Source organism: Streptomyces sp. NPDC001663, assembly GCF_042893105.1.
GTDB lineage: Bacteria > Actinomycetota > Actinomycetes > Streptomycetales > Streptomycetaceae > Streptomyces.
In genome coordinates this window covers 95,248-119,397 of the sequence record NZ_JBIAUR010000003.1, presented here as the reverse complement: position 1 = coordinate 119,397, position 24,150 = coordinate 95,248, and the positions used below count along the sequence as shown (strand labels likewise).

18 protein-coding genes are annotated in these 24,150 nt (G+C 70.8%); 7 read left to right on the top strand and 11 right to left on the bottom strand.

All coding sequences use genetic code 11. From position 1 onward, the window contains the following. Positions 1–52: 52 nt before the first annotated feature. Complete coding sequence (gene pepN, locus ACFY1L_RS11065; protein ID WP_388821493.1) at positions 53–2,632, top strand: aminopeptidase N; 2,580 nt, start codon at positions 53–55, stop codon at positions 2,630–2,632. A 188-nt stretch (positions 2,633–2,820) separates the two neighbouring features. Then, complete coding sequence (locus ACFY1L_RS11060; RefSeq protein ID WP_388821490.1) at positions 2,821–3,867, top strand: hypothetical protein; 1,047 nt, start codon at positions 2,821–2,823, stop codon at positions 3,865–3,867. Between the two features lie 139 nt (positions 3,868–4,006). Here the strand turns inward: ACFY1L_RS11060 and ACFY1L_RS11055 are convergent, their stop codons facing one another. Together ACFY1L_RS11055 and ACFY1L_RS11050 are read right to left on the bottom strand one after the other, a co-directional pair. Beyond that, a complete protein-coding gene (locus tag ACFY1L_RS11055) occupies positions 4,007–5,194 on the bottom strand; it encodes a glycosyltransferase (protein WP_388822894.1) in 1,188 nt (395 codons plus the stop codon). Between the two features lie 182 nt (positions 5,195–5,376). Beyond that, entirely contained in the window at positions 5,377–6,513 is a 1,137-nt protein-coding gene (locus tag ACFY1L_RS11050; protein ID WP_388821487.1) for a serine hydrolase domain-containing protein, read from the bottom strand. Between the two features lie 263 nt (positions 6,514–6,776). On the opposite strand from ACFY1L_RS11050, the gene ACFY1L_RS11045 reads away from it, so the two are divergent. After that, positions 6,777–8,207: a PLP-dependent aminotransferase family protein gene (locus ACFY1L_RS11045; RefSeq protein WP_388821484.1), complete on the top strand. Its 1,431-nt coding sequence runs from the start codon at positions 6,777–6,779 to the stop codon at positions 8,205–8,207. A gap of 8 nt (positions 8,208–8,215) precedes the next feature. On the opposite strand, the gene ACFY1L_RS11040 is transcribed toward ACFY1L_RS11045, so the two are convergent. From ACFY1L_RS11040 to ACFY1L_RS11025, 4 genes are all read right to left on the bottom strand, one after another. Then, positions 8,216–9,970 carry a TIGR03767 family metallophosphoesterase gene (locus tag ACFY1L_RS11040; RefSeq protein ID WP_388821481.1) on the bottom strand — a complete coding sequence of 585 codons (1,755 nt, stop codon included), beginning with the start codon at positions 9,968–9,970 and terminating at the stop codon, positions 8,216–8,218. Between the two features lie 253 nt (positions 9,971–10,223). Continuing rightward, entirely contained in the window at positions 10,224–10,694 is a 471-nt protein-coding gene (locus ACFY1L_RS11035; protein ID WP_388821478.1) for an NUDIX hydrolase, read from the bottom strand. 9 nt (positions 10,695–10,703) lie between these two features. Next, entirely contained in the window at positions 10,704–11,591 is an 888-nt protein-coding gene (locus tag ACFY1L_RS11030; RefSeq protein WP_388822892.1) for a pyridoxamine 5'-phosphate oxidase family protein, read from the bottom strand. 20 nt (positions 11,592–11,611) lie between these two features. Beyond that, positions 11,612–12,055 (bottom strand): VOC family protein, encoded by a 444-nt coding sequence (locus tag ACFY1L_RS11025; protein WP_388821475.1) that lies wholly within the window; start codon positions 12,053–12,055, stop codon positions 11,612–11,614. 108 nt (positions 12,056–12,163) lie between these two features. Between ACFY1L_RS11025 and ACFY1L_RS11020 the strand changes: the two genes are divergently transcribed. Together ACFY1L_RS11020 and ACFY1L_RS11015 are read left to right on the top strand one after the other, a co-directional pair. After that, on the top strand, positions 12,164–12,706 hold the full coding sequence (locus ACFY1L_RS11020; RefSeq protein ID WP_388821472.1) for a CGNR zinc finger domain-containing protein: 543 nt from the start codon (positions 12,164–12,166) through the stop codon (positions 12,704–12,706). Positions 12,707–12,880: 174 nt separating this feature from the next. After that, on the top strand, positions 12,881–16,186 hold the full coding sequence (locus tag ACFY1L_RS11015) for a S8 family serine peptidase (protein ID WP_388821469.1): 3,306 nt from the start codon (positions 12,881–12,883) through the stop codon (positions 16,184–16,186). 69 nt (positions 16,187–16,255) lie between these two features. Here the strand turns inward: ACFY1L_RS11015 and ACFY1L_RS11010 are convergent, their stop codons facing one another. Together ACFY1L_RS11010 and ACFY1L_RS11005 are read right to left on the bottom strand one after the other, a co-directional pair. Continuing rightward, positions 16,256–16,984, bottom strand: a complete 729-nt coding sequence (locus ACFY1L_RS11010; protein ID WP_388821466.1) for a hypothetical protein — start codon at positions 16,982–16,984, stop codon at positions 16,256–16,258. Between the two features lies 1 nt (position 16,985). Further along, entirely contained in the window at positions 16,986–17,513 is a 528-nt protein-coding gene (locus ACFY1L_RS11005) for a sigma-70 family RNA polymerase sigma factor (RefSeq protein ID WP_388821463.1), read from the bottom strand. A 205-nt stretch (positions 17,514–17,718) separates the two neighbouring features. Between ACFY1L_RS11005 and ACFY1L_RS11000 the strand changes: the two genes are divergently transcribed. Continuing rightward, positions 17,719–18,735, top strand: a complete 1,017-nt coding sequence (locus ACFY1L_RS11000) for an aspartate-semialdehyde dehydrogenase (RefSeq protein ID WP_388821460.1) — start codon at positions 17,719–17,721, stop codon at positions 18,733–18,735. Here ACFY1L_RS11000 and ACFY1L_RS10995 read toward each other — a convergent pair. Then, a complete protein-coding gene (locus tag ACFY1L_RS10995) occupies positions 18,732–19,202 on the bottom strand; it encodes a DUF1203 domain-containing protein (RefSeq protein WP_388821457.1) in 471 nt (156 codons plus the stop codon). The genes ACFY1L_RS11000 and ACFY1L_RS10995 overlap by 4 nt on opposite strands. 158 nt (positions 19,203–19,360) lie before the next feature. On the opposite strand from ACFY1L_RS10995, the gene pepN (ACFY1L_RS10990) reads away from it, so the two are divergent. After that, entirely contained in the window at positions 19,361–21,934 is a 2,574-nt protein-coding gene (pepN, locus tag ACFY1L_RS10990; protein ID WP_388821454.1) for an aminopeptidase N, read from the top strand. Between the two features lie 70 nt (positions 21,935–22,004). On the opposite strand, the gene ACFY1L_RS10985 is transcribed toward pepN (ACFY1L_RS10990), so the two are convergent. Continuing rightward, positions 22,005–22,763 carry an SDR family NAD(P)-dependent oxidoreductase gene (locus tag ACFY1L_RS10985; RefSeq protein WP_388822890.1) on the bottom strand — a complete coding sequence of 253 codons (759 nt, stop codon included), beginning with the start codon at positions 22,761–22,763 and terminating at the stop codon, positions 22,005–22,007. A 94-nt stretch (positions 22,764–22,857) separates the two neighbouring features. Next, positions 22,858–24,150, bottom strand: coding sequence for a sigma-70 family RNA polymerase sigma factor (locus tag ACFY1L_RS10980; RefSeq protein WP_388821452.1), 1,293 nt, complete (start codon positions 24,148–24,150; stop codon positions 22,858–22,860).

Below are 24,150 nucleotides of genomic sequence, written 5' to 3'. Positions count from 1 at the left end.
CTGTTCCGCCGCACCCCACCCATGTCCGATATGTCCAGAGGGAGTACCGCCCGTGCCCGGTGAGAATCTGACCCGTGACGAGGCCCGGGAGCGGGCCGCACTGCTGTCCGTCGACGGGTACGACGTGTCCCTCGATCTGCGTACGGCGGTGGGCGACGAGGTCGGCGACGGTCCGCGCACCTTCCGGTCCGTCACCACGATCCGCTTCCGCAGCAGCGAGCCCGGCGCCGCGACCTTCGCCGATCTGATCGCGCCGAGTGTGACCGCCGTCTCACTCAACGGCAAGGATCTCGACCCGGGCGCGGTCTTCGACGGCTCGCGGATCCTCCTGGAGGACCTGGCCGCCGACAACGAGCTGATCGTCGACGCCCAGTGCGCCTACTCCCGCACCGGCGAGGGCATGCACCGCTTCGTCGACCCCGAGGACGGCGAGGTGTACCTGTACACCCAGTACGAGCCCGCCGACTCCCGCCGCGTCTTCGCCAACTTCGAGCAGCCCGACCTCAAGGCCCCCTTCCGCTTCGAGGTACGGGCACCGGAGGGCTGGACGGTCTGGAGCAACGGCGTCGGTGAACTCACGGACGGTGTCTGGAGGTTCGCGGAGACCAAGCCGATCTCGACGTACATCACATGCGTGACGGCCGGCCCCTACCACTACGTCACCGACTCGTACTCGCGCACCTTCGAGGACGGTACGACGCTGGAGATCCCCCTCGGCGCCCTGTGCCGCAAGGGCCTGGCGCCGTACTTCGACTCCGACGACGTCTTCCTCGTCACCAAGCAGGGCCTGGACTTCTTCCACGACAACTTCGACTACCCGTACCCCTTCGGGAAGTACGACCAGGCGTTCGTGCCCGAGTACAACCTGGGCGCGATGGAGAACCCGGGCCTGGTGACCTTCCGCGAGGAGTACATCTTCCGCGGCAAGGTGACACAGGCCTCGTACGAGGCGCGGGCCAACGTCATCCTGCACGAGATGGCGCACATGTGGTTCGGCGACCTGGTCACCATGGTGTGGTGGGACGACCTGTGGCTGAAGGAGTCCTTCGCGGACTTCATGGGCACCTTCGCCAACGTCGGCGCGACCCGCTTCAAGGACGCCTGGATCACCTTCGCCAACCGCCGCAAGGCCTGGGCGTACCGCGCGGACCAGCTCCCCTCCACGCACCCGATCACCGCCGACATCCGCGACCTGCAGGACGCGAAGCTCAACTTCGACGGCATCACGTACGCCAAGGGGGCCTCCGTACTGAAGCAGCTGGTGGCGTACGTCGGCCGGGACGCGTTCCTGGAAGGCGCTCGCCGCTACTTCAAGCGGCATGCGTACGGCAACACGCGCCTCGGCGACCTGCTGTCGGTGCTGGCGGAGACCAGCGGCCGGGACATGGCCACGTGGTCGCGGGCCTGGCTGCAGACGGCAGGTGTCAACTCCCTCACTCCGCAGGTTCTGTTGGACGCGGAGGGCCGCGTGGACGAGCTGGCCGTCCTGCAGGAGGCGGCGGAATCCCACCCCGAACTCCGGCCGCACCGCGTGGCGGTGGGCCTGTACCGGCGCTCGGAGAGCGGGGCGCTGGAGCGGTACGCGCGGGCCGAGGTGGACGTCGAGGGCGCCCGTACGGTCGTGTCGGAGCTGGCCGGGGCCGAGGCGCCGGAGCTGGTGCTGGTCAACGACGACGACCTGACGTACTGCAAGATCCGCTTCGACGAGACCTCGCTGGCCGCGCTGCGGGCCGGCCTCGGGGACATCACCGACCCGCTGGCGCGGGCGCTGTGCTGGTCGGCGCTGTGGAACCTGACGCGGGACGCGCTGCTGCCGGCGAGGGAGTTCGTCGACTTCGTGCTGCGCTTCGCGGGCCGCGAGTCGGACATCGGCGTGCTGCAGATGCTGCACGCGTGGGCCAACTCGGCGCTGGTCCACTACGTGGCGCCCGAGTGGCGTCCGACCGGTGAGGCGCTGCTCGCCGAGGGTGCCCAGCGGGAGCTGCGGGCGGCCGGGCCGGGCAGCCAGCACCAGCTGGCCTGGGCGCGCTTCTTCGCGACGGTGGCCTCGACGCCGGCCGATCTGCAGCTGCTGCGGGGCCTGCTGGAGGGCACGGAGAAGATCGAGGGGCTCGAGGTCGACCAGGAGCTGCGCTGGGCGTTCCTGGAACCGCTGGCCGCGCACGGGGCCGCGGACGAGACGGCGCTGGCGGCCGAGCTGGCCCGCGACGACACGGCCTCCGGCAAGCGCCACCAGGTCCGCTGCCTGGCCGCCCGCCCCTCCGAGGCGGTCAAGGCGCAGGCGTGGGCGCAGGTCGTGGAGTCGGACGCGCTGTCCAACGCCCTGGTGGAGGCCACCATCGCGGGCTTCGCGCAGCCGTCGCAGCGGGAGCTGACCGCGCCGTACGTCTCCAAGTACTTCGCGGCGATCGAGCGGGTGTGGCAGGAGCGGTCGATCCAGATCGGGATGGACGTGGTCCGGGGCCTGTTCCCGGCCTACCCGCCCCAGCAGGAGGCGCAGTCGACACTGGACGCGACGGACGCCTGGCTCGCCGCCCACGAGGACGCGGCACCGGCGCTGCGGAGGCTGGTCCTCGAGGCGCGCGACGACCTGGCGCGGGCGCTTCGGGCACAAGCTTTGGCCAACGACTGAGCCACCAGTGACCGTTACGGAATCCGGTCAATAACACCCGTAACCCCTGGGCCAACCCGTTTGGACCAGGGGTTTTCCGTGCCCTATCGGCACCCGAACATGCGTCCTTTAGTGCCGCCTTGTCCGTATTTGTCGACGAGCGTGTAACAGCGGTTAAAGGGCGGGCCGGGCGCGGAAAACCCCCCGACATGAACCACAACACCCCGCTCCCCCCGGCCTCCCCCCGCCCCCTCCGCCACCTCGCGGAGGTGCACCGCCGAGTCGTGACGACGGCCGTGCTGCGCTCGCACGGGGTCTCGTCCGCGGAGATGAACGAGCAGTGCCGCCCCGGCGGCCCCTGGCAGCAGTTCCTCCCGGGCGTCTTCCTGCTCCACCCGGGCCCGCCGACCAGCGAGGAGCGGCTGCACGCGGTGCTGATGTACGCGTCCCGGGAGTCGGCACCGGGGGTGCCGGCCCAGCCCGGCGCGGACGAACCGCACCGACCGGTGTACGCGGAGGCCGTGATCACGGGCCTGGCGGCGCTGACCCTGCACGGCTTCACCTCCGCCCCGCCGCTACTGTCCCTGGACAAGATCGACGTCCTGGTCCCGCGGCTGCGCCGGCTGCGCTCGACGGGCTGCGCCCGGATCGTCCGTACGGCTGCGCTCCCGACTCCCCAGCAGGTGACGGGAGTTCCGATCGCACCGGTCCCGCGCGCCCTGGCCGACGCGGTGTCCGAGCTGTCGGACGCCGGCGCGGTACGCCGTCTGCTGACGGAGGCGGTGCGCGGCGGCCACTGCGAACCTGCCTCGGTGGTACGGGAGTTGAACAACGCCAAGCTGCTGAGCCGCCCGCACGTGGTGGACGCGGTGGACTCGCTGCTGGCCGAGGGCCGCGCGATCGCCGAGGACCGGCTGTACCGGATGGTCCAGCAGTACGGCCTCCCCGACCCGGTCTGGAACGTCGACCTGCGCCTCCCCGGAGGTCCGCACCTCGGCGGCCTCGACGCGTACTGGCCGGAGCAGGCGGTGGCGGTCGAGCTGGACACCCGCGCCCCGCGCCAGGACGAGGACGCCCTGTGGTCGGAGTACGCCCGCAAGCGCGAACACCTGGAGCGCCTCGGCATCACGGTCGTCTACATCACCCCGAAGAAGCTCCGCGACTCCCTGGAGCAGCAGGCGGCGGTCGTCCGCACGGCACTGATGGCGTCCGGCGACCGGGATCCCGCCGCGTATGTCGTGGTGCTGCCCCGGTAGTGACGGACCGGGGCTGTATCAGGAGGGGAGAGGAGGGGGCCGCCGGGCCTGGGACCGGCGGCCCCCTCCTCATATCGTCGGCCGGATTGTCACTGGTCGAACTCGGGGATCAAGTCGCCCACCAGCCGGATGCTGCGGGTCAGAGTGGCTCCGGCAGCGTCCGCCTCGCCGCGGCCCCCGCGGCCACCCGGTCCAGCAGGGCGGCGTACGACGCGATCATCCGTGACCTGCTGAAGCGTTCGCGACTGGCGGCGAGGGCCGGGGCGAAGGCGGCTCGGGAGGCGGTGGCGGTCGTCCAGGCCTGGGCGATGGCCGTCGGGTCCGGCGGGGTGACGATGCCGTGGCCGGTCACGATGGCCGCGCTGTCGCCGACGTCGGTGGCCACCGGGACCGCGCCGCACATCATGCCCTCGATCAGGCACAGCGGCGCCGCCTCGCCCCAGGAGGAGGTGAGGGCGACCACGTCGGCGGCGGCATAGACGTGCTCCATGTCGTGCCGGACCCCGAGCGGGTGGAGGCGGTCCGCGAGCCGCCGCCGGCCAGCGCCGAACGCGGCGTCGATGTCCGCGTCCAGTCCCGGGTTGAGGGGCGTCATCCCGGCACCGCACATCAGCGCGTGCCCGTACGGCTCCCGCTCCAGCCACTCCCGCGCGGCCCGCAGGAAAAGCGGGACGTTCTTCATCGCGTCGTAGCGGGCCGCGAAGACGACCACCGGAGCGGTGGCGGGGATCCCGAGGGACGTGCGCAGCGCGAGCCGGCGGGCCGGGTCGGGGCGGAAGCGCAGCAGGTCCACGCCGTTCGGGATGACGTGCAGCAGGCCGGCCGGGATCCCGGCGGCCTCGTACGCGGCCCGCGTGGACTCCGCGCAGCACACGCACGCGGCGACCGTGCCGTCGGCGATGGCGGCCTTGAGGTCGTCGAGGGCCCGGCCCTGGTTCTCCGGGTCGGAGCGGTGCAGACAGACCACGACCGGGCGGCGCGGGAGGCCCGCCTGGTTGAGCAGGCGCAGCGGCTGCTCCTTGAGGGAGAGGATGACGTCGGCGTCCGCCGTGGCCCGGGCCGTATCGGCCAGCTCCGGGCCGGTGAACGTGGCCGGATCACCGCTTGCGGGGAAGGTGCGGCCCAGGGAAGTGACGCCCACCCCGGCCGCGGTCAGCGACCGGTAGCAGGCGTCGTCCTCCATGCGCTGCCGGGTGGCCTCCCGGTGCACCTCGCCATGGATGCTCAGCACGCGATGGTGCTGGTCACCCTCCTGCAGTCCCAGTACGACATCGCTGTGGACGATCCGGGCTCCGCCGGAGAAGAAACCCTCGTAGACCGAGAGCACGTGCAGTCCGCGCCTAGCACGCACACGACCACCCGCCTTGCGTAAATCGAGCCATCCCCGTGAACAGCGGGTTAGCCGATATGAGGCGGCATGAATATTGCGTACGGATTAACTCGGTGCTTCGTGTCGGAGTCCGCTCGTTTACACCCGCCTTTTGTTTACACGGTGGTGTGAATCGGAGGTCATTTGGCGCAGAACTCCGCCTCGATCACCGCGTCGCTGTCCCCCGACCAGTCCCCGTTGAAGTTGAAGGCGAGGGAATGCCGGCCGTCCACCGTGGTCGCCGCGACGGACGAGGAGCCGTGGATGCCGCCGTCGTGGCCCCAGACGTGGACGCCGCAGGACAGGGTGCGGTCGATCAGGCCCAGGCCGTAGCGGGCGCCCGGGACGACATCGGCCTTCACCGTGGTCTTCATCTCCTTCAGCTGGTGCGGTGGGAGGAGACGGCCGCCGAGCAGGGCCGCGTAGAAGCGGTCCAGGTCGGCGGAGTCCGAGATCATCTCGCCCGAGCCGTGGGCCAGGGAGGGGTTCAGGGTCGTGACGTCGTACGTCGGGCCCGTCGTCGTTTCGGCGAGTTTGGAGTAGGCGCGGCTGCTGGGCTGCGGGACGGTGACCCGGCTGCCGGGGACCGAGGTGGCGGTCAGGTGGAGTGGGGCGATGATTCGGTCGCGGATTTCCGATCCGTACGAATGGCCCGTGACCTTTTCGATCACCATCGCGGCCAGGAGGTAGTTCGTGTTGGAGTAACTCCAGGAGGTGCCCGGTGCGAAGTTCGGCTTGTGGGACATCGCGACCGCCAGCAGTTCCCGCGGGGTCTTCCGGTCGTAACGGTGCTTGAAGAAGCCGTCCTTCAGGAAATAGGTGCGGACGAAGGTGTCGTCCTCCGTGTAATTGAAGACTCCGCTGGTGTGGTTGAGGAGCTGGCGGACGGTGATGGCGCGGCCGTCGTGGCCGTGGCCGCGGACCGCTCCCGGCAGCCACTTCTCCACCGTGTCGTCCAGCGACAGCCTGCCCTCCGCCTCCAGTTGGAGCAGCACGGTGGCCACGAAGGTCTTGGTGATGCTGCCGACGCGGTAGCGGTCCTCGGCCGAACGGGGCTTCCCCGTCCGGAGGTTGCCCACGCCCACGTTCGTCGACCAGCTGCCGTGCGCGTCCTTCGCGGTCGCCGTTACGCCGGGGACGCCGTCCTCGACGGCTGCCTCGACGGCCGCTCTGGTCGTCGCGTGGTCGTCGGCGGGCGCCGCCGCGAGGGCGGGGCCCGCCAGGGCGGCCGTCAGTGCCACAGCCGTCGTCGCCACCAGGGCCGTACGTACACGCATGTCTTCCCCCTTCTCACCGGGTTCGGTTCGGAGGAGACAGACACGGACCGCGGGACCGGGGTTGATGCGCTGCGGGACGGTTGAGCGGGTTCCGGCCGGTCTTCGACCGGCGCGTCCGGCAGCGCCGAGAAGACACCGGCCCTGGCGGACCAGTCCGCGAACACGCCGTGGAACAGCTGGTGGGGTTGGGGCGGCCGGGAGTGCCTCAGGGATGCCATGGTTCGAAGGTAGGGAGAAATGGCTCGCTGCTACTGTCCAATGGCATGCGGGAATCACAGACCAATGTGCGGGCGACTCAGACCAACCTGGCCGGTGACCTCCTGCTCCAGCTGGGCCGGGACGGCACCGGACCGCTGCACGAACGGGTCAAGCGGGCGCTGCGTACGGCGATCAGGGCGGGGCGGATCGAGATCGGTACCGCCCTGCCGCCCAGCCGGCAGCTCGCCGCCGACCTGGGCTGTTCGCGCTGGGCGGTGACCGAGGCGTACGGGCAGCTCGTCGCCGAGGGATACCTGGAGGCGCAGACCGGTTCCGCGACCCGGGTGCGCTGGTCGAACAGCCCGGACCGAGGCTCCGCGGACCGCGCGCCGCGCCCGGCTCCCGTGGCCCGCTTCGACCTGGCCCCGGGCCTGCCGGACCTGCGGGCGTTTCCGCGCCGCCGGTGGGCCGAGGCGGTCCGCACGCAGGTGACCACCGTGGCGTTCACGGAGCTCGGCTACCCGCCGCCCGGCGGCCACCTCCGGCTCCGGCGCCTGCTCGCCGCCTACCTGAGCCGCTCCCGCGGGGTGTCCGCCTCTCCCGAGGACGTGACGGTGTGCACGAGCGTGACCGACGGCGTACGGCGCCTGAGCCATGTGCTGCGCGCCCGTGGCATCACCGCGGTCGGCTGCGAGGAGCCGGGCTGGACGCGGCTGCGCGAGGTGATCCGCGCGGCGGGCCTGGAGCCGGTGCCGGTACGCGTGGACGCCCGCGGTCTGCGCACCGACGACCTCGCCGGGCACCCGGGCCTGCGGGCCGTGCTGACGACGCCGGCGCACCAGTTCCCGCTGGGCACCGTGCTCGCCCCCGAGCGCCGCGCCGCCCTGCTGCGCTGGGCCGACGCGGTCGACGGCGTCGTACTGGAAGACGACTACGACGCGGAGTTCCGCTACGACCGGCGTCCGGTCGCGGCCCTGCAGGGCATGGACCCGTCCCGGGTCGTCCTGTTCAAGTCGCTCAGCAAGATCCTCTCCCCCGCGCTCGGCATCGGCTGGCTCGTGGCCCCGCCGCGCTGGACCCGCGATCTGCACCTGGCCGACCAGGCGGCGGCCCAGCCCCCGACCCTCGACCAGCTGGCCTTCGCCGAGCTGCTGGAATCGGGGGCGTACGACCGGCATCTGCGGGCCTGCCGGAAGCGGTACCGCGACCGGCGCGACGCGCTGGTGCGGGCGCTCGCCGAGCAGTTGCCCGTCGCGCCGGTCTCCGGCGTCGCGGCCGGGCTTCACCTCATCCTGCGGATGCCCGCCGACGTGGACACGGCGGCCGTGCTCAGGGCTGCCGCCGCGCGGTCGCTGCAGGTGGCCGACCTCGCGGCCTGTCACGCCACCGAGGACCACGCCGATCACGGCCTGGTCCTCGGGTACGGCAATCTCGCGGACGGCGCGGTGGACGAAGCGGTACGCCGGCTGCGCGAGGCGCTCGACGCGAACCGTTAGTCGGCCCGTCAGCCCTTCTTCAGGACCAGCTCCGTGTTGCGGTCGTTGGCGTCGCCGCCGAGCGTGAGGTTGGCGCCGGGGGCGTTGTACGACAGCTCTCGGTAGAGGGCTGCCAGGCCCGTCTGGGTCAGGTCGGAGAAGTCCGTGCGGTGCGGGGCGGCGGACTCCACGAGGGTGGTGAACAGGGAGATCGTGCCGTCCTTGTTGTCCACCAGCTCGATGACGCGGGCGAGTTGGGGGTAGTCCACGTGCGACGCGGTGGAGATCTCCCAGAAGGAGCGGCCGTCGGGGGCCGAGTGCGGGGTGATCTCGTTGCGGTGGATGTGGCCGTTCACCCAGGCGAGCACGTTGGCGTGGCTGCCGAGGAGGGCGATGACCTCCTGGCCGTTGTGCCGGCGCTCGTTCGGGCGGGCCGGGTCGACGTGGTTCGTGTTGGTCATCGTCTTGCTGGTGTGGTGGCTGAAGACGACGACGTGCGAGTCCTTGTTGTCCCGCAGCTGCTTGTCCAGCCACTTCAACTGGGCGCTGCCGATGGAACCTTCGTAGTGGCCGCCCGGGTCGGTGGTGTCGAGGCTGATGCCGATGACGTCGTCGGCGATGCGGAAGGTGTAGTACTGCGTGCCCGCCGCGAGGTTGGCCGTGGAGTAGCCGTGACCGACCGGGCCCAGACCGCGGTGGGCCGGGTCGAGGTGGGCCTTGAGGTAGTCGGTCGGGGTGTACGGGGCGCGCTTCTCGTCGGGCGTGACCGACCGCATGTCGCGGGTGTGCGCCTTGAGCAGGTCCCGGAAGGCGGTGCCCTTCGGGTCGTTGCCGGCCTTGATGTGATCCTGCAGCTTCTTCGCCTCGGAGGCGGACAGGGACATCAGCTTCTTGCCGCCGACCGCGTACTCGGCGAGCCAGGAGTCGCCGTGGCCGTAGCAGCCCAGCGGCATGGCGTCGTGGTTGCCGACCGTGGAGTACCAGGGCAGGTTCAGGCCGGGGCTCTGGACCTCGCGGATCGCGGCGGTCAGGAAGCCGTTCAGGTGCGGGAAGCCGACCTGCTTGTCCGCGTCACGGAGGACTGAGTCGGGCTGCCAGTACGTCTTGATGCCGCTGTTCTGGACGCCCTCGTAGTGGCGCAGGTCACCGGAGTTGGGGCTGATCCGGCCGCCGCTCATGATGGTGAGGAACCACTCGAGCTCGGACTTGGCGTTGTTGTCCGTGTTGTCGCCGGTGGTCATCGCGAAGTGCAGCGGGGCGCCGGTGACGGGGGCGCCGCGCAGCGCGTTGATCCGCTCGACCAGCGAGACGGCGCCCTGCACGGTCAGCGCCTCGTGCGGGCGCCAGGCGTGCTTGTCGGAGGAGCGCAGGTACTCCAGGCGCAGCGGGTGCTGGGAGTCGATCAGGTGCAGGTCGGTGAGCTGCACGAAGGAGGCGAGCGCGGTACGGCGGCCGGCGCGGCCCGACTTGGGCGCGGCCAGCTCACTGCGCACGACGCGGGTCCAGCCGGGGCCGTCGCCGAGGCGGCGGTAGCCGGCGGAGGTGCGCGGGGCGGCGACGGAGGCGAGGGTGGTGCCCTTGGTGTACGGGGCGAGGGGCGCGGCCGGCGCCTTGCGGGACTGCGCCACGACCCGGGTGCTGCCCGTGGTGGTGGCGGCCTGGCTGTCGGTGGGCCGCAGGGCGTAGCCGAGGCCCGCGGAGACGGCCGCCGCGCCGGTGGCGGCGAGGACGGTACGGCGGTTGACCGCCGGGATGGTGGCGGCGACAGAGCGTATGCGCGACATGGCGCGATCTCCCCGAGTGCGAACGCGTCGGCAGTGGTCGCGGGCGGTCGCAGTCGCGAACATCCCGCTCATACTGGATCGTTGACACCGGGAATGACCTGCTGGTGAACGAGACGGCAACGTGCAACGCCGATCACCGTACGTGGATCTTCAGCAACCTTGCGCGTTCACGACAGCTCGTCGGACGGCCGGGGGGCGGTCACTCCGTGTTCATCTTTCGGGGTACTGCACCTATTCACCGGGCTCTGTGCGGCTACTCCGCGGGGTTCTGCGGGATCGTCGCCACCCGCCCCGTAACCGGCCGCTCCCGCCACAACGCCAGCCCCACGTCGACCAGGCCGACGCGATTCAGCCCGGGAACCGCCTCCAGTGGGTGCCACGCCGCCATGTCCGTCGAGCCGCCGATCTCGGGGCGTAGTTCGCCGCCGGTGATGCGGGCCTCGTAGACCAGGCGCAGGCCCTGGTGGTCGACGGTGCGGCCGAAGCGGCGGGGGAAGCGGAGGCGGTTGCTGTGCACGCCGAGCAGGCCCGTCACCTCGATGTCGTAGCCGCTCTCCTCGTGCACCTCCCGCCGGACGGTGTCGTAGGGGTCCTCGCCGTGTTCCATGCCGCCGCCGGGCAGGGTCCACTCGGGCACGCCGTGGTCGTCGATCCAGCGGGCCAGCAGGAGTTGGTCCTCACGGACGCACATGGCGTAGGCCGCCACCCTCAACTTCTTGCGCACGTACAGACGTTAGTCCGCGGCGGACGGATTGGCAGGCGAGTATTCGGGCGCCGCCCAGCGCAGCGGCAGCGCGGACGGGGTCTCGACCGCCTCGGTGACCGTCAGGCGCACCCGGCGTTCACCGTCCGGAGCGAACTCCGTCCGCGCCTCGCCCGTCAGTTGCAGCGTCGTGCCCGTCGTCCAGTCCAGGAACAGCAGGCCCGCCCGGGGGTCGGACCGCAGGTTGCCGAGGGTGAGGAACATGGAGTTGCCGGGATAGTCCCGCCAGCTCAGCTCGTGCGGTGAATCGACCTGTACGAAGCCGGGGTTGCCGCCCCTGTGACTGACTTCGGCACCGTCCTCGTGGACCGTGGCGAGGAAGAAGGTGTCTGCGGCGGCGACGAACTCGCACTGCTGCGTGGTCAGTTCACCGCCGCGCCGGGGTGGCTCCGGCTCGCGGCCCGCCACCACCTCGTACGACTCCCTCCGCTGGATGTACTTGGGGCAGTTGGAGAACACCCGCTCCGCCGCCACCGCGAACCCCCGCCCCGTCGGCCGGAGTCGGCCGTTCAGGCGCATACGGCGGCGGGTGCGCGGGTCCAGTGCGATGGTGCCGACGGGTGTGCCCTCCGTCGCGAGCGCCGACGCCAGCGGGTCGGCCGGGGGCACCCCGCCGGTCACCGACATCTGGTGCGGGCCCGTCGCCCGTACGAAACCGGGCGTGCCGGTCAGCGGCGACGTCCAGACGCGGCCCGTCGACGGGTCGGCCGCGCCCAACACCAGCAGCGGCTGCAGCTCCAGGAAGGCCGCCGCCACCGGTTTGATCCCCTCGCCGATCGCCCGGCCCACATGGTCGGCGAGCTCCCGGACGCCCACCAGGTCCTGCAGGGCCCGCGAGCCCGTGTGATAGACCCCCACCACCAGTGACACCCCCCTGTCTAGAAGAAACCGCAGGTCGGAGCCGACTCGTGGGGCACCGGCGCCCCCTCCGCCCCGCTCGGCACCGAGATCTCCAGCCGTGTCCCGTCGGGGTCGTGGAAGAAGATGCCGCCCGAGGCCGCGCCCTCCCGGTGGGCCACGACACCCTCGTACGCGAAGTCGGCGCCGTACGCGCGCAGGGCCTCCTCGTACTCCCGCACCCGCTCGATCGAGTCCGCCTCCAGCGCGAGGTGGTGCAGGCCGGCGCGCTCGCCGTCGTACGGCTGCCCCGCCTGCTGCCAGAGGGTGAGGACGAGGCGCTCGCCGTCGCCCAGGAACGCGTACCGCCTGCCCTCCTCCTTGCCCTCGCTCACGAGGACGAAGCCGAGGACGTCCCGGTAGAAGGCGAGCGAACGGTCCAGGTCGGTGACGTTCAGGCCGATGTGGCCGGTGCGCAGGGTCATGGGTCTCCCCCAGTCGAATATAACCGTCGTCACTTACGTTAGCGGTTAGGTCGAGAGTGAGTCAACCGGTCACGTACCCTTTAGTGGTTAGCCTGGAAGGAGCCCCTCATGCCCGGCACCCACGACCCGCGCCCCCTCACCGGTGAGCCGCTCGCGCTCGATCTGCTCAACACGCGGTGGAACCAGGAAGGGGTCGTGCAGGATCTGCTCGCCGACGTCGACGGGCTGGGCGTGTGGCTCGAGTCCACCGGGCTGAGCGGCGGCTACTTCCCCGACTCCCGGATGCTGCGCCACACCCTCCAGGCCCGCGACGCCCTCCGGAAGGCCGTGGACGGATCACTGGAGGAAGGCGCGAAGGCGGTCGACGCCGTGCTCGAGCACGGACGGATCCGGGCCACACTCACCGCCGCCGGACCCGGCGAGCTTCCCGAGTTCGCCAACCCCGCATGGGGGCCGGCCTGGCTCGCGGCCCGCAACTACCTGGAACTGCTCGCCACCGCCCCGGACCGCATCCGCGGCTGCGCCGGCCACGCGTGCATCCTGCACTTCTTCGACACGTCGAGGAACGGCACGCGCCGCTGGTGCTCGATGGCCGCGTGCGGGAACCGGGCGAAGGCGTCGCGGCATTACGCGCGCTCGAAGGAATCCTGAACCGCCGCACCACGCCACACCATTTGGCCCTATTGGGGACTCATACCCCTAAAGGGCATCAAGGGTTTTCCCCATACGTCCATATCGTTTCGGTCAACACTTCCCAAACAACTGTCCCTTGGGGAAAGCTGTGCGCTCGTCCGGCACTGGACTCTTTACCTACAAGGGATGCCGATGACCCTCACCCCCCAGCGCGAACCCATATCGGGCGGCGCGAGACGTGTGGCCCGGATAGCCGTGGCCGCCGGTCTCGTCGCCGCCCTCTCTGCGGCGGGGCCGATACCCATGGCCTTCTCCGCCGACGACCCGTCCGCCGCCGCACCCTCGGACGGCACCGTCAAGTCCGCGCACGACAAGCTCGGTTCCGACGACGCGGACCTGCTCACCGAGGCCAAGGCCGACGGCGACAAGAACGTCACGATGATGATCGCCACCGCGCCGGGGCAGACCGAGCAGGTCGCCAAGGAGCTGGACGCGGTCAAGGGCGGCTCGGTCGGAAGGACGTACGACAAGCTCGGTTACGTCCGCGCCACCGTCCCGACCGGCCGGGCCGACTCGGCCATCGCCGCCGCCGCGAAGCTCTCCTCCGTGCACGGCATCGACCTGCGGGAAGAGATACCGCTGGACGACCCGAGCGCGAGCAGCTCCGCCAAGTCCTCGTCGGCGACGGCCAGTTACCCGGCCCCCGGCAAGAACACCCCCGCCGAGAACCCGTACAACCCGTCCTTCGAGACGGGCGCCGTCGACTTCGTGAAGGACCATCCGAAGGCGGACGGCCGCGGCATCACCATCGGCATCCTCGACTCCGGTGTGGACCTCGGTCACCCGGCCCTGCAGAAGACCACCACGGGTGAGCGGAAGATCGTCGACTGGGTGACGGCGACCGACCCGATCGTCGACGGCGACGCCACCTGGCGCCCGATGGTGACGTCCGTGTCCGGGCCCACCTTCACCTTCGGCGGCAGGACCTGGACGGCGCCCGCCGGGTCGTACCAGGTCAGCACGTTCAAGGAGTCCGCCACCACGGGCGGCGACGCCAAGGGCGACGCGAACCGCGACGGCGACACGACCGACAGCTGGGGTGTCCTCTACGACGCCGCGGCCGGCACCGTCCGTGTCGACCTGAACAACAACTTCGACTTCGGTGACGACGCGCCGATGAAGCCGTACAAGGACGGCTACCAGATCGGCTACTTCGGCACCGACAACCCGTCCACGGACGTCGTCGAGCGCCAGCCGTTCGTCGTGCAGATCCGCAAGGACGTGCCGATGGACCCGTTCGGCGGTGACTGGGTCGGCAAGAAGGCCGACTTCGTCAACCTCGGCGTCATCGAGTCCGAGCACGGCACACACGTCGCCGGCATCACCTCCGCCAACGGTCTGTTCGGCGGGAAGATGAACGGCGCGGCCCCGGGCGCGAAGATCGTCTCCTCCCGTGCCTGCACCTGGACCGGCGGCTGCACCAACGTCGCGCTCACCGAGGGCATGATCGACCTCGTCGTCAACCGCGGCGTCGACATCGTCAACATGTCCATCGGCGGCCTCCCGGCCCTCAACGACGGCAACAACGCCCGTGCGGAGCTGTACACGCGGCTCATCGACACCTACGGCGTGCAGCTCGTGATCTCGGCGGGCAACTCCGGTCCCGGCGCCAACACGATCGGCGACCCGGGCCTGGCCGACAAGGTGATCTCCGTCGGCGCCACCATCTCCAAGCAGACCTGGGCCGCCAACTACGGCTCGGTCGTGGAGAAGAAGTACGCCATGATGCCCTTCTCCTCGCGCGGACCGCGTGAGGACGGCGGCTTCACGCCGACCCTGTCCGCGCCGGGTGCCTCGATCAACACCACCCAGACCTGGCTGCCGGGCGCCCCGGTCGCCGAGGCGGGCTACACGCTGCCGGCCGGCTACTCGATGCTGCAGGGCACCTCGATGGCGTCCCCGCAGGCGACCGGTGCCTCCGCGCTGCTGCTGTCGGCCGCCAAGCAGAAGGGCATCGCGCTCAAGCCCGCCACTCTGCGCACGGCGCTGACCTCAACCGCCGATCACATCAAGGGTGTTCAGGCGTACGAGGAGGGCGCGGGCCTCATCGACATCGTCGACGCCTGGGACTCGATCCGCGACGGCGCGAGCGCACACGACTACGCCGTGAAGGCGTCGGTCGACACCGCGCTGGACCAGGCCCTGAAGACGCCGGGCTCCGGCACCGGTCTCTACGACCGCGAGGGCGGCCTGAAGGCCGGGCAGAAGAAGACGTACGACGTCACGATCACCCGGACCTCCGGCACGGACAAGGCGGTCCGCCACGAGCTGGACTTCGAGAACAACGCCGGTGACACCTTCCGGATCGTCGGCTCGGACGAGGTGAAGCTGCCGCTGAACCAGCCGGTGACCGTCAAGGTCCAGGCGCACCCGAGGTCCGCCGGTCTCAAGAGCGCGATCCTCGAGGTCGACGACCCGAGGACGGAGGGGATCGACAAGCAGATCCTCACCACCGTCGTGGTCTCGGCGCCGGTGAAGTACACCTACTCCGCGTCGAACACCGTGCAGCGCAACAGCACGCAGTCGTACTTCGTGACCGTGCCCCAGGGCGCCAAGTCCCTCGAGGTCGCGATCGGCGGGCTGAAGGACAAGAGCCAGACCCGCTTCATCGCCATCCACCCGTACGGCGTCCCGGTCGACAACACCTCGACCCCGTACTGCTACAACAACTACCTCGACGGCAACGGCTGCAAGCCCGACGTGCGTTCGTACGCGGACCCGCAGGCCGGCGTCTGGGAGATCGAGGTCGAGTCGCGCCGCACCTCGCCGCTGCTCGACAACCCGTACAAGCTGGACGTCGCCGTCTACGGCGCGGCCTTCGACCCGGAGACCGTGACCGTGCCCGAGGCCAAGGTCGGCACCCCGGCCGCCGCCTCCTGGAAGGTGACCAACAACTTCGCCGCGATCGACGGCAAGCTGGTCGGCGGCCCGCTCGGCTCGTCCAAGACGGCCCGCCCGACCATCAAGGAGGGCGAGACCCAGACCACCACGGTCGAGGTGCCCGAGGGCGCCAAGTCGCTGGACGTCGCCATCGGCAACGTCTCCGACGCCACCGCCGACCTCGACCTGACGGTGAAGAACGCCGCCGGCACGGTCGTCGGGACGTCCGCCGACGGCGACTCGGAGGAGGCGGTCTCGGTCGCCTCGCCCGCCGCCGGCACGTACACCATCGAGGTCGCGGGCTACGCGGTCCCGTCCGGCTCGACGGCCTACGACTACCGGGATGTCTTCTTCTCCTCGTCCCTGGGCACGGTCACCGTCGACGGCTCGACGCCGGTCAAGCTCGGCACGGGCGACTCGGCGACGGTCTCCGGCAGCGTCACCGCCGCGGCGGCCGCCCCGGAGGGCCGCGAGTTCTTCGGCCAGGTGCAGCTGGTGAACGCGAAGGGCACGGTCGCGGGCATCGGCAGCGTGAAGATCGAGAAGGTCACGCCGTAGTCGGTAATGCGACGGTGAGGGCGGGCGTCCGTACGGGCGCCCGCCCTTCCTCGTGTGGGAGTCCGCTCATCAGCAGCTGACGTTGGCCGACTCCTGCAACGCCTGGTCCAGTCCGGCGCGTTCGCGGGCGATCGACTTCTCGCCGACGAGCACGTAGTCCGGGGTGGCCGCGCCCTGCGGAATCGCCACGAGGATGTGGTCTCCCTTGTGGAGTGCCTTCTGGACGAGCTCCTCCTCGACAAGGAAGGTGAGCTCCTTCTTCCCCTTCTCCGGCTTGTACGAGCGGGTCACGTCCAGGGTGATCCGCTCCTGATCGGCGTTTCCGGGCAGCTGCTCCACCCGCGCGACCTCGCCCTCGGCGACCAGCCGGGCGCAGGCGAGGTAGCCGGGGCTGTCGAAGGCGGAGCCGGATCCGGGCGAATCGGCCGCCTTGGCACCCGAGTCCTCGCTGCCCCCGCTCGACAGGGAGCCGGCGCCGCCGCCGGCCTGCGCCAGCAGCCAGCCCATCCCCGACAGCGCGCCCGCGGCGGCGGCCACGGCGAGGCCGGCGAGGGCGAACCTGCGCACCCGGGGCCGGGCGGGCCGTGGTGTTCGTACCGGAGCCGGCTTCTCCTGTGTCCGCGCGTCCCGGGCCAGCGCCTCCCCGATGATCCCGAGCTGCTCGCGCAGCAGCGCCACGTCCGCCTCGGCCTTGCGGTGCTCGGCCATGAAGGCGGTGTCCGCGCGGGCCTCGTCGGAGAGTTCCTCGCCGGTGATCGCGGCCATGAGCGCATCCGCACCGTTGTGTTCCGCGGTCATGTCACACCACCTCGTCCTCGTGCAGGCGGGCGCGCAGTGCCCGTACCGCCGTGTGCAGCCTGCTCTTGACCGTGCCCTCGGGGACGCCCAGCTCCCGGGCGATCGAGCGGACCGGCAGGTCGGCGTAGAAACGCAGGACGAGGACCTGGCGCTGGGAGTCCGGCAGCTCGTCGAGCCCCTGCGCGACGGCGAGGGAGAGCACGCTGGTGTCCTCGCCGGAGGGCTGCTCGTGCTGGCGCAGCGAGGCCAGCCGCTCCCCCAGCCGGTCCTGCCGCTTCTTCGCCCGGTGCCAGTCCATGGCTAGGTTCGAGGCGACGACGGCCGCCCACGCGGACACGTCGCGCGGCGCCTCGTACCCCTTCGCCGCCCGCTCCAGCAGCCGCAGGCGGACCTGCTGCACCCCGTCCGGCAGGTCCGCCTGCGGCACCCCGCCCAGCGCGAGCACCGCCCGCACCCGGCGTTCCTGAGCCGCGTCCAGAGGATCGCCGTGATCGTCCTCCTGGGCCCGGCGGGCCTTTCTGCGCAGCACAAGCCACCCCCCTCACCGCGTTTCCTCTACGACGCGCCGGCGCACGGAAACGTTCGGCGGATCCCCGGGGAAGTTTTCCGAGGCGTATGTCACACCGTCCGGCGTTCCACTCCTCGGGCATGGAGCGCAAAGGATTGGACAGGCGGACCCGGGTCGGCCGCATGATGGAAAAGCCTCGGTCAAGTGTGAGAGATAGGGAGTCGCCGTGAGGGTCGGAATCGTCGGAGCCACCGGTCAGGTCGGCACGGTCATGCGCAGGATCCTCAAGGAGCGGAACTTCCCCGTCACTGAGCTGCGCCTGTTCGCCTCGGCGCGCTCGGCGGGCTCGGTCCTGGAGGGCGTGACCGTGGAGGACGCGGCGACCGCCGACTACTCCGGCCTGGACATCGTGCTGTTCTCGGCGGGTGGCGCCACGTCCAAGGCGCTGGCGGAGAAGGTCGCCTCGCAGGGCCCGGTCGTGATCGACAACTCCTCCGCCTGGCGCAAGGACCCCGAGGTCCCCCTGGTCGTCTCCGAGGTGAACCCGCACGCGATCGCGAACCGCCCCAAGGGCATCATCGCCAACCCGAACTGCACGACGATGGCCGCGATGCCGGTCCTGAAGGTGCTGCACGCGGAGGCGGACCTGGAGGCGCTGGTCGTCGCGACGTACCAGGCGGTGTCCGGTTCGGGCCTCGCGGGCGTCGCGGAGCTGCACGGCCAGGCGCAGAAGGTGATCGCCGACGCGGACAAGCTGACGCACGACGGCAGCGCGGTCGACTTCCCGGAGCCGGGCGTCTACAAGCGCCCCATCGCCTTCAACGTCCTGCCGCTCGCGGGCTCGATCGTCGAGGACGGCCTGAACGAGACCGACGAGGAGCAGAAGCTCCGCAACGAGTCCCGCAAGATCCTCGAGATCCCCGAGCTCAAGGTCTCCGGCACCTGCGTCCGTGTCCCGGTCTTCTCGGGCCACTCCCTCCAGGTCAACGCCCGCTTCGCCCGCCCGATCTCCCCGGAGCGCGCGACGGAGCTCCTCGCCGAGGCCCCGGGCGTCGAGCTCTCCGACATCCCGACCCCCCTCCAGGCCGCCGGCCAGGACCCCTCCTACGTCGGCCGCATCCGCCGCGACGAGACGGTGGACAACGGCCTGGCCCTGTTCATCTCCAACGACAACCTCCGCAAGGGCGCGGCGCTGAACGCGGTGCAGATCGCGGAGCTGGTGGCGGCCGAGCTGAAGGGCTAGGGCCTGCGCACCTCGTAGAGGAAACAGCCGTACTCGACGGCCCGGACGTGGACAAGCGCCACGGCCGGGTCGTCGAACGCGTTACGGAAGGCCGCGTCGTCGGGCGCGTCGACCAGCTCGCCGCCGAGGATGCGGCCGTCGGCGGAGTAGCGGCGGACGGTGCGGTGCGCGTTGGCGAACGGATAGCCGTCGCGGTCGGGCCCCGAGCACTCCTCGGCGTGGATGAAGACGGGCCCCTGCTCGTCGTAGGCCCCCGGCTCGGCACCCGTCTCGGCAGCCCAGCGGCGCAGGGGGGCATACGAGACAAGGGCGATCCGCTCACCGGACTCACTGCGGCGCAGACAGCACCGGAGGGGAGCACCGCCTTCGTCGTCCGTGAGGGCGGTCATGGGGCGGCCCGCGTCGTCGGCGGTGCGCAGTTCCTTGAGGGCGGACGGGGCGATGGGGCGTGCGGTGTAGGTCGTCATGGGTCCAGGCTGGCGCGGGCAAAGCCGGATGACCGGCGGGAATCGGACATGGCGGTCCGGTAGTGCTGACCGGGTGATCCATCGGGAAAACCCTCGTCGCCCTCCTCACGGTCCCGTGGAAGGATGGCTGAACCGACACATAACGAGGAGATGACCGCGTGCCTGGCACAAACCTGACTCGCGAAGAGGCGCAGCAGCGGGCGAAGCTGCTCAACGTTGACTCGTACGAGATCGATCTCGACCTCTCCGGCGCGCAGGAGGGCGGTACCTACAGGTCCGTGACCACGGTGCGCTTCGACGTGGCCGAAAACCGCGCCGATTCCTTCATCGACCTGGTGGCACCGACCGTCCATGAGGTGACCCTCAACGGCGACCCCCTCGACCCCGCCGAGGTCTTCAAGGACTCGCGGATCGCCCTTCCGGGACTGCTCGAGGGCCGCAACGTCCTGCGGGTCGTCGCCGACTGCGCCTACACCAACACCGGTGAGGGCCTGCACCGGTTCGTCGACCCCGTCGACCAACAGGCTTATCTCTACACCCAGTTCGAGGTCCCGGACGCCCGCCGCGTGTTCGCGTCGTTCGAGCAGCCGGACCTCAAGGCGACCTTCCAGTTCACGGTGAAGGCCCCCACCGGCTGGACCGTCATCTCCAACTCCCCGACGCCCGAACCCAAGGACGACACCTGGGTCTTCGAGCCGACGCCGCGGATCTCGTCGTACATCACCGCCCTCATCGTCGGGCCGTACCACTCGGTGCACAGCGTGTACGAGAAGGACGGGCAGTCCGTGCCGCTGGGCATCTACTGCCGGCCCTCGCTCGCCGAGTTCCTCGACTCCGACGCGATCTTCGAGGTCACGCGGCAGGGCTTCGAGTGGTTCCAGGAGAAGTTCGACTACGCGTACCCGTTCAAGAAGTACGACCAGTTGTTCGTGCCGGAGTTCAACGCGGGCGCGATGGAGAACGCCGGAGCGGTGACCATCCGCGACCAGTACGTCTTCCGCTCCAAGGTCACCGACGCGTCGTACGAGCTGCGCGCCGAGACCATCCTGCACGAGCTGGCCCACATGTGGTTCGGCGACCTGGTCACCATGGAGTGGTGGAACGACCTGTGGCTGAACGAGTCGTTCGCCACGTACACGTCGATCGCGTGCCAGTCGTACCACCCGGAGTCGCGCTGGCCGCACTCCTGGACCACGTTCGCCAACTCCATGAAGACGTGGGCCTACCGGCAGGACCAGCTGCCGTCCACCCACCCGATCATGGCCGAGATCCGCGACCTGGACGACGTGCTCGTCAACTTCGACGGCATCACGTACGCCAAGGGCGCGAGCGTCCTGAAGCAGCTCGTCGCCTACGTCGGCATGGACGAGTTCTTCAGCGGTGTGCAGGCGTACTTCAAGCGGCACGCCTTCGGCAACACCCGGCTGTCCGACCTGCTCGGCGCCCTGGAGGAGACCTCCGGCCGCGACCTGAAGAACTGGTCGGAGAAGTGGCTCCAGACCGCCGGGATCAACGTCCTCCGTCCCGAGATCGAGACGGACGCCGACGGCGTCATCACCTCCTTCGCCATCCGCCAGGAGGCCCCCGCCCTGCCCGCCGGCGCCAAGGGCGAGCCGACCCTGCGCCCGCACCGCATCGCCGTCGGCCTGTACGAACTCGACGAGGACAGCGGCAAGTTGGTGCGCGACGAGCGCATCGAGCTGGACGTCGACGGCGAGCTCACCGCCGTACCGCAGCTCACCGGCAAGCGCCGCCCGGCGGTCGTGCTCCTCAACGACGACGACCTGTCGTACGCCAAGGTCCGTCTCGACGAGCAGTCCCTCGCCTTCGTCACCGAGCACCTCGGCGACTTCGAGTCCTCCCTCCCCCGCGCCCTGTGCTGGGCGTCGGCCTGGGACACGACGCGGGACGCCGAGCTCGCCGCCCGCGACTACCTCTCCCTCGTCCTGTCGGGCATCGGCAAGGAGTCCGACATCGGCGTCGTGCAGTCGCTGCACCGCCAGGTCAAGCTCGCCATCGATCTGTACGCCGACCCGGCCGCCCGCGAAGCCCTGCTCACCCGCTGGACCGACGCCACCCTCGCCCACCTGCGCTCGGCCGAGCCCGGCAGCGACCACCAGCTGGCCTGGGCGCGGGCGTTCGCGGCGACGGCCCGCACGCCGGAGCAACTGGACCTGCTGGAGGCGCTGCTCGACGGTTCGCAGACGATCGAGGGCCTGGCCGTCGACACCGAACTGCGCTGGGCGTTCCTGGAGCGGCTCACCGCGGTCGGCCGGTTCGACGAGGCGGAGATCGCCGCCGAGTACGAGCGGGACAAGACGGCCGCCGGCGAGCGCCACGCGGCAGCCGCCCGTGCCGCCCGTCCGACCCCGGAGGCGAAGGCGGAGGCCTGGGCGTCGGTCGTCGAGTCCGACAAGCTGCCGAACGCCGTCCAGGAGGCCGTCATCGGCGGCTTCGTCCAGATCGACCAGCGCGAGCTGCTCGCCCCGTACACCGACAAGTACTTCGAGGTGGTCAAGGACATCTGGGACGCCCGCTCGCACGAGATCGCCCAGCAGATCGCGATCGGCCTCTACCCGGCCATCCAGGTCTCCCAGGAGATCCTCGACAAGACGGACGCCTGGCTCTCCTCCGCCGAGCCCAACGCGGCCCTGCGCCGCCTGGTCTCCGAGTCCCGCTCGGGCGTGGAGCGCGCCCTGAAGGCACAGGCCGCGGACGCAGCCGCGGAGTAGTTCCCGCAAGAGTTCCTACGAGAATGAGGGCGCCCGGCGATCCGCCGGGCGCCCTCTTCCGTGTGTGCGCTCAGCGCGGCACCATCCCACCCGTCACGTTGACGAACGTGCCGGTGATGCCGGCCGCGTGGTCGGAGGCGAGGAAGACCGCGGTGGCCGCGACGTCGGCCAGGGTGGGGTTGCGGCGGGTCATGCGCATCCCGGCGAGGTTGTCGACGATGCCCTGGACGGCGGCGGCATCGATGGCCGGGTTGACCGCGGAGAGCTTCTCGACGGTGAACGTCTCCGGCACCCCGGCCGCCCACAGCCCGACGGCCCGCACCCCGCGGGGACCGCACTCCACCGCCAGGTTGCGTACGAGCGTGTCGATGGCGGCATCGGCGGGTCCCGTGCCGCCCATCATCGGACTGCCGTGCGCGGAACCGCTGTTGAGGGTGAGGATCACGCCGGAACCGCGCTCGGCCATCCGGCGGGCGGCACCGCGGGCGGTGATGAAGCCCGCGCGGACGCCGTTGAGCACGGGCCGCAGGAAGTCGTCCACGGGCATGTCGGTGAGCGGGGCGCCCTGCACGTCGCCGCGCGTGACGAGGTTGAAGGAGATGTCGACGTCGCCGACGCGGGCGAGATGCTCCTCCACGGCCGCCTCGTCGAGGGCGTCCACGACGGCGACTTCGGCGTTCTTGATGTCACCGGCCACCGCCTCCAGCGTCCTACGCGTACGTCCGACGAGGTGCACGCGGGCGCCCTCCTCGGCGAAGGCGCGGGCGACCGCACCGCCGATCGAGCCGCCGGCGCCGTACACGATCGCGGTCTTGTCGGTGAGCAGCATGGTGATCAACTCCCTGTCGGGGTCGTGTCGTACGAGTCGGTCATACAGACGCACGGCACCGCGATCGCTCATCGGTCGGGAGGCATGGAGCCCTTCACAGCCGCAGCGGAAGTCCGAAGGCCGGGAACAGGTGCGGCTCGAAGGACATGATCTCCACGATCCGGTCGTCGGCGTCGAAGCGGAGGACGTCCAGGACCTGGGCGCGGTAGACGTTCGTGCCGGGGCGGCGGACGTAACCCCCGGTCGCCAGCTGCCCGTTGGCGCGGGCGGGCAGGTTGCGCCAGTGGCCGAGGAACATCGGGGAGGCCGGGTCGAGGTTGGGGCGGACGAAGTCGAGGAGGGCGTCGCGGCCGGTGAACCAGAACGGGTTCGGCGGCATGGTGAGCGTGACGTCCTTGCCGAGCAGCTCGGTCATCGCGTCGAAGTCGAGGTGTTCGACGGCGGTCATGTACCGCTGCAGGACGGCCCGTTGGGCCTCGGTGGGCTCGGCGGCCGTCCAGTCGCCGCGCTGCCGGGGCAGATGGTCGCGCAGGGTGGGCCGGGCCCGCTGCAGGGCGCTGTTGGCGGAGGCGACGGTCAGGCCGAGGGCCTCGGCGGTCTCGGCGGCGCTCAGCCCGAGCACGTCCCGCAGGATCAGTACGGCGCGCTGGCGGGGCGGGAGGTGCTGGATGGCGGAGAGGAAGACCAGCTCCAGGGTCTCGCGGGAGACGGCGGCGGCCTCGGGCTGCTCCTGCGCGGAGGGCAGCTCGTCGTCGGGATAGGGCTGCAGCCAGGTGATGCGGGCGGGCGGTTCGCCGGTGCCGTGGTTCATGCCGGGGATCGGCTCGTAACGCTGCGGGCGGCGGGCGGTGCGGCGCTGGAAGTCCAGGCAGGCGTTGGTGGCGATGCGGTACAGCCAGGTGCGGGCGCCGGCCCGCCCCTCGAAGCCGTCCCGCGCCCGCCAGGCCCGCAGGAACGTCTCCTGCACCAGGTCCTCGGCGTCGTCGTAGGAGCCGGTCATGCGGTAGCAGTGCACCTGGATCTCGCGGCGGTGGGACTCGGTGAGGGTGGCGAAGTCCGCTTCGGTGAGGAGGTCTTTCGTCACCGGGGTCGGCGTGACGGAATCGTTCGCGCTGTCCCGGGCGACCCGGGCGACGCGCCGCAGCTGGGCGACGGCGGCCGACAGTTCGGTCACCCCGGAGTAGAGGACGGAGGCCGGCTGCGGCACCAGGTCCTTCACCCGGCGCCCGATGTCCTCGATGAGCCCCTGCACACTCGCCCCGGCCTGCTGCCGCTCCCGGTACGCCTTCTGCCGGCAGGCGGCCGAACAGTAGACGGAGCTGCGGCCGGTGCGGCCCTTCCGGCCGGGCAGCGGCTTCGCGCAGACGGCACAGACGTCGGCGACCAC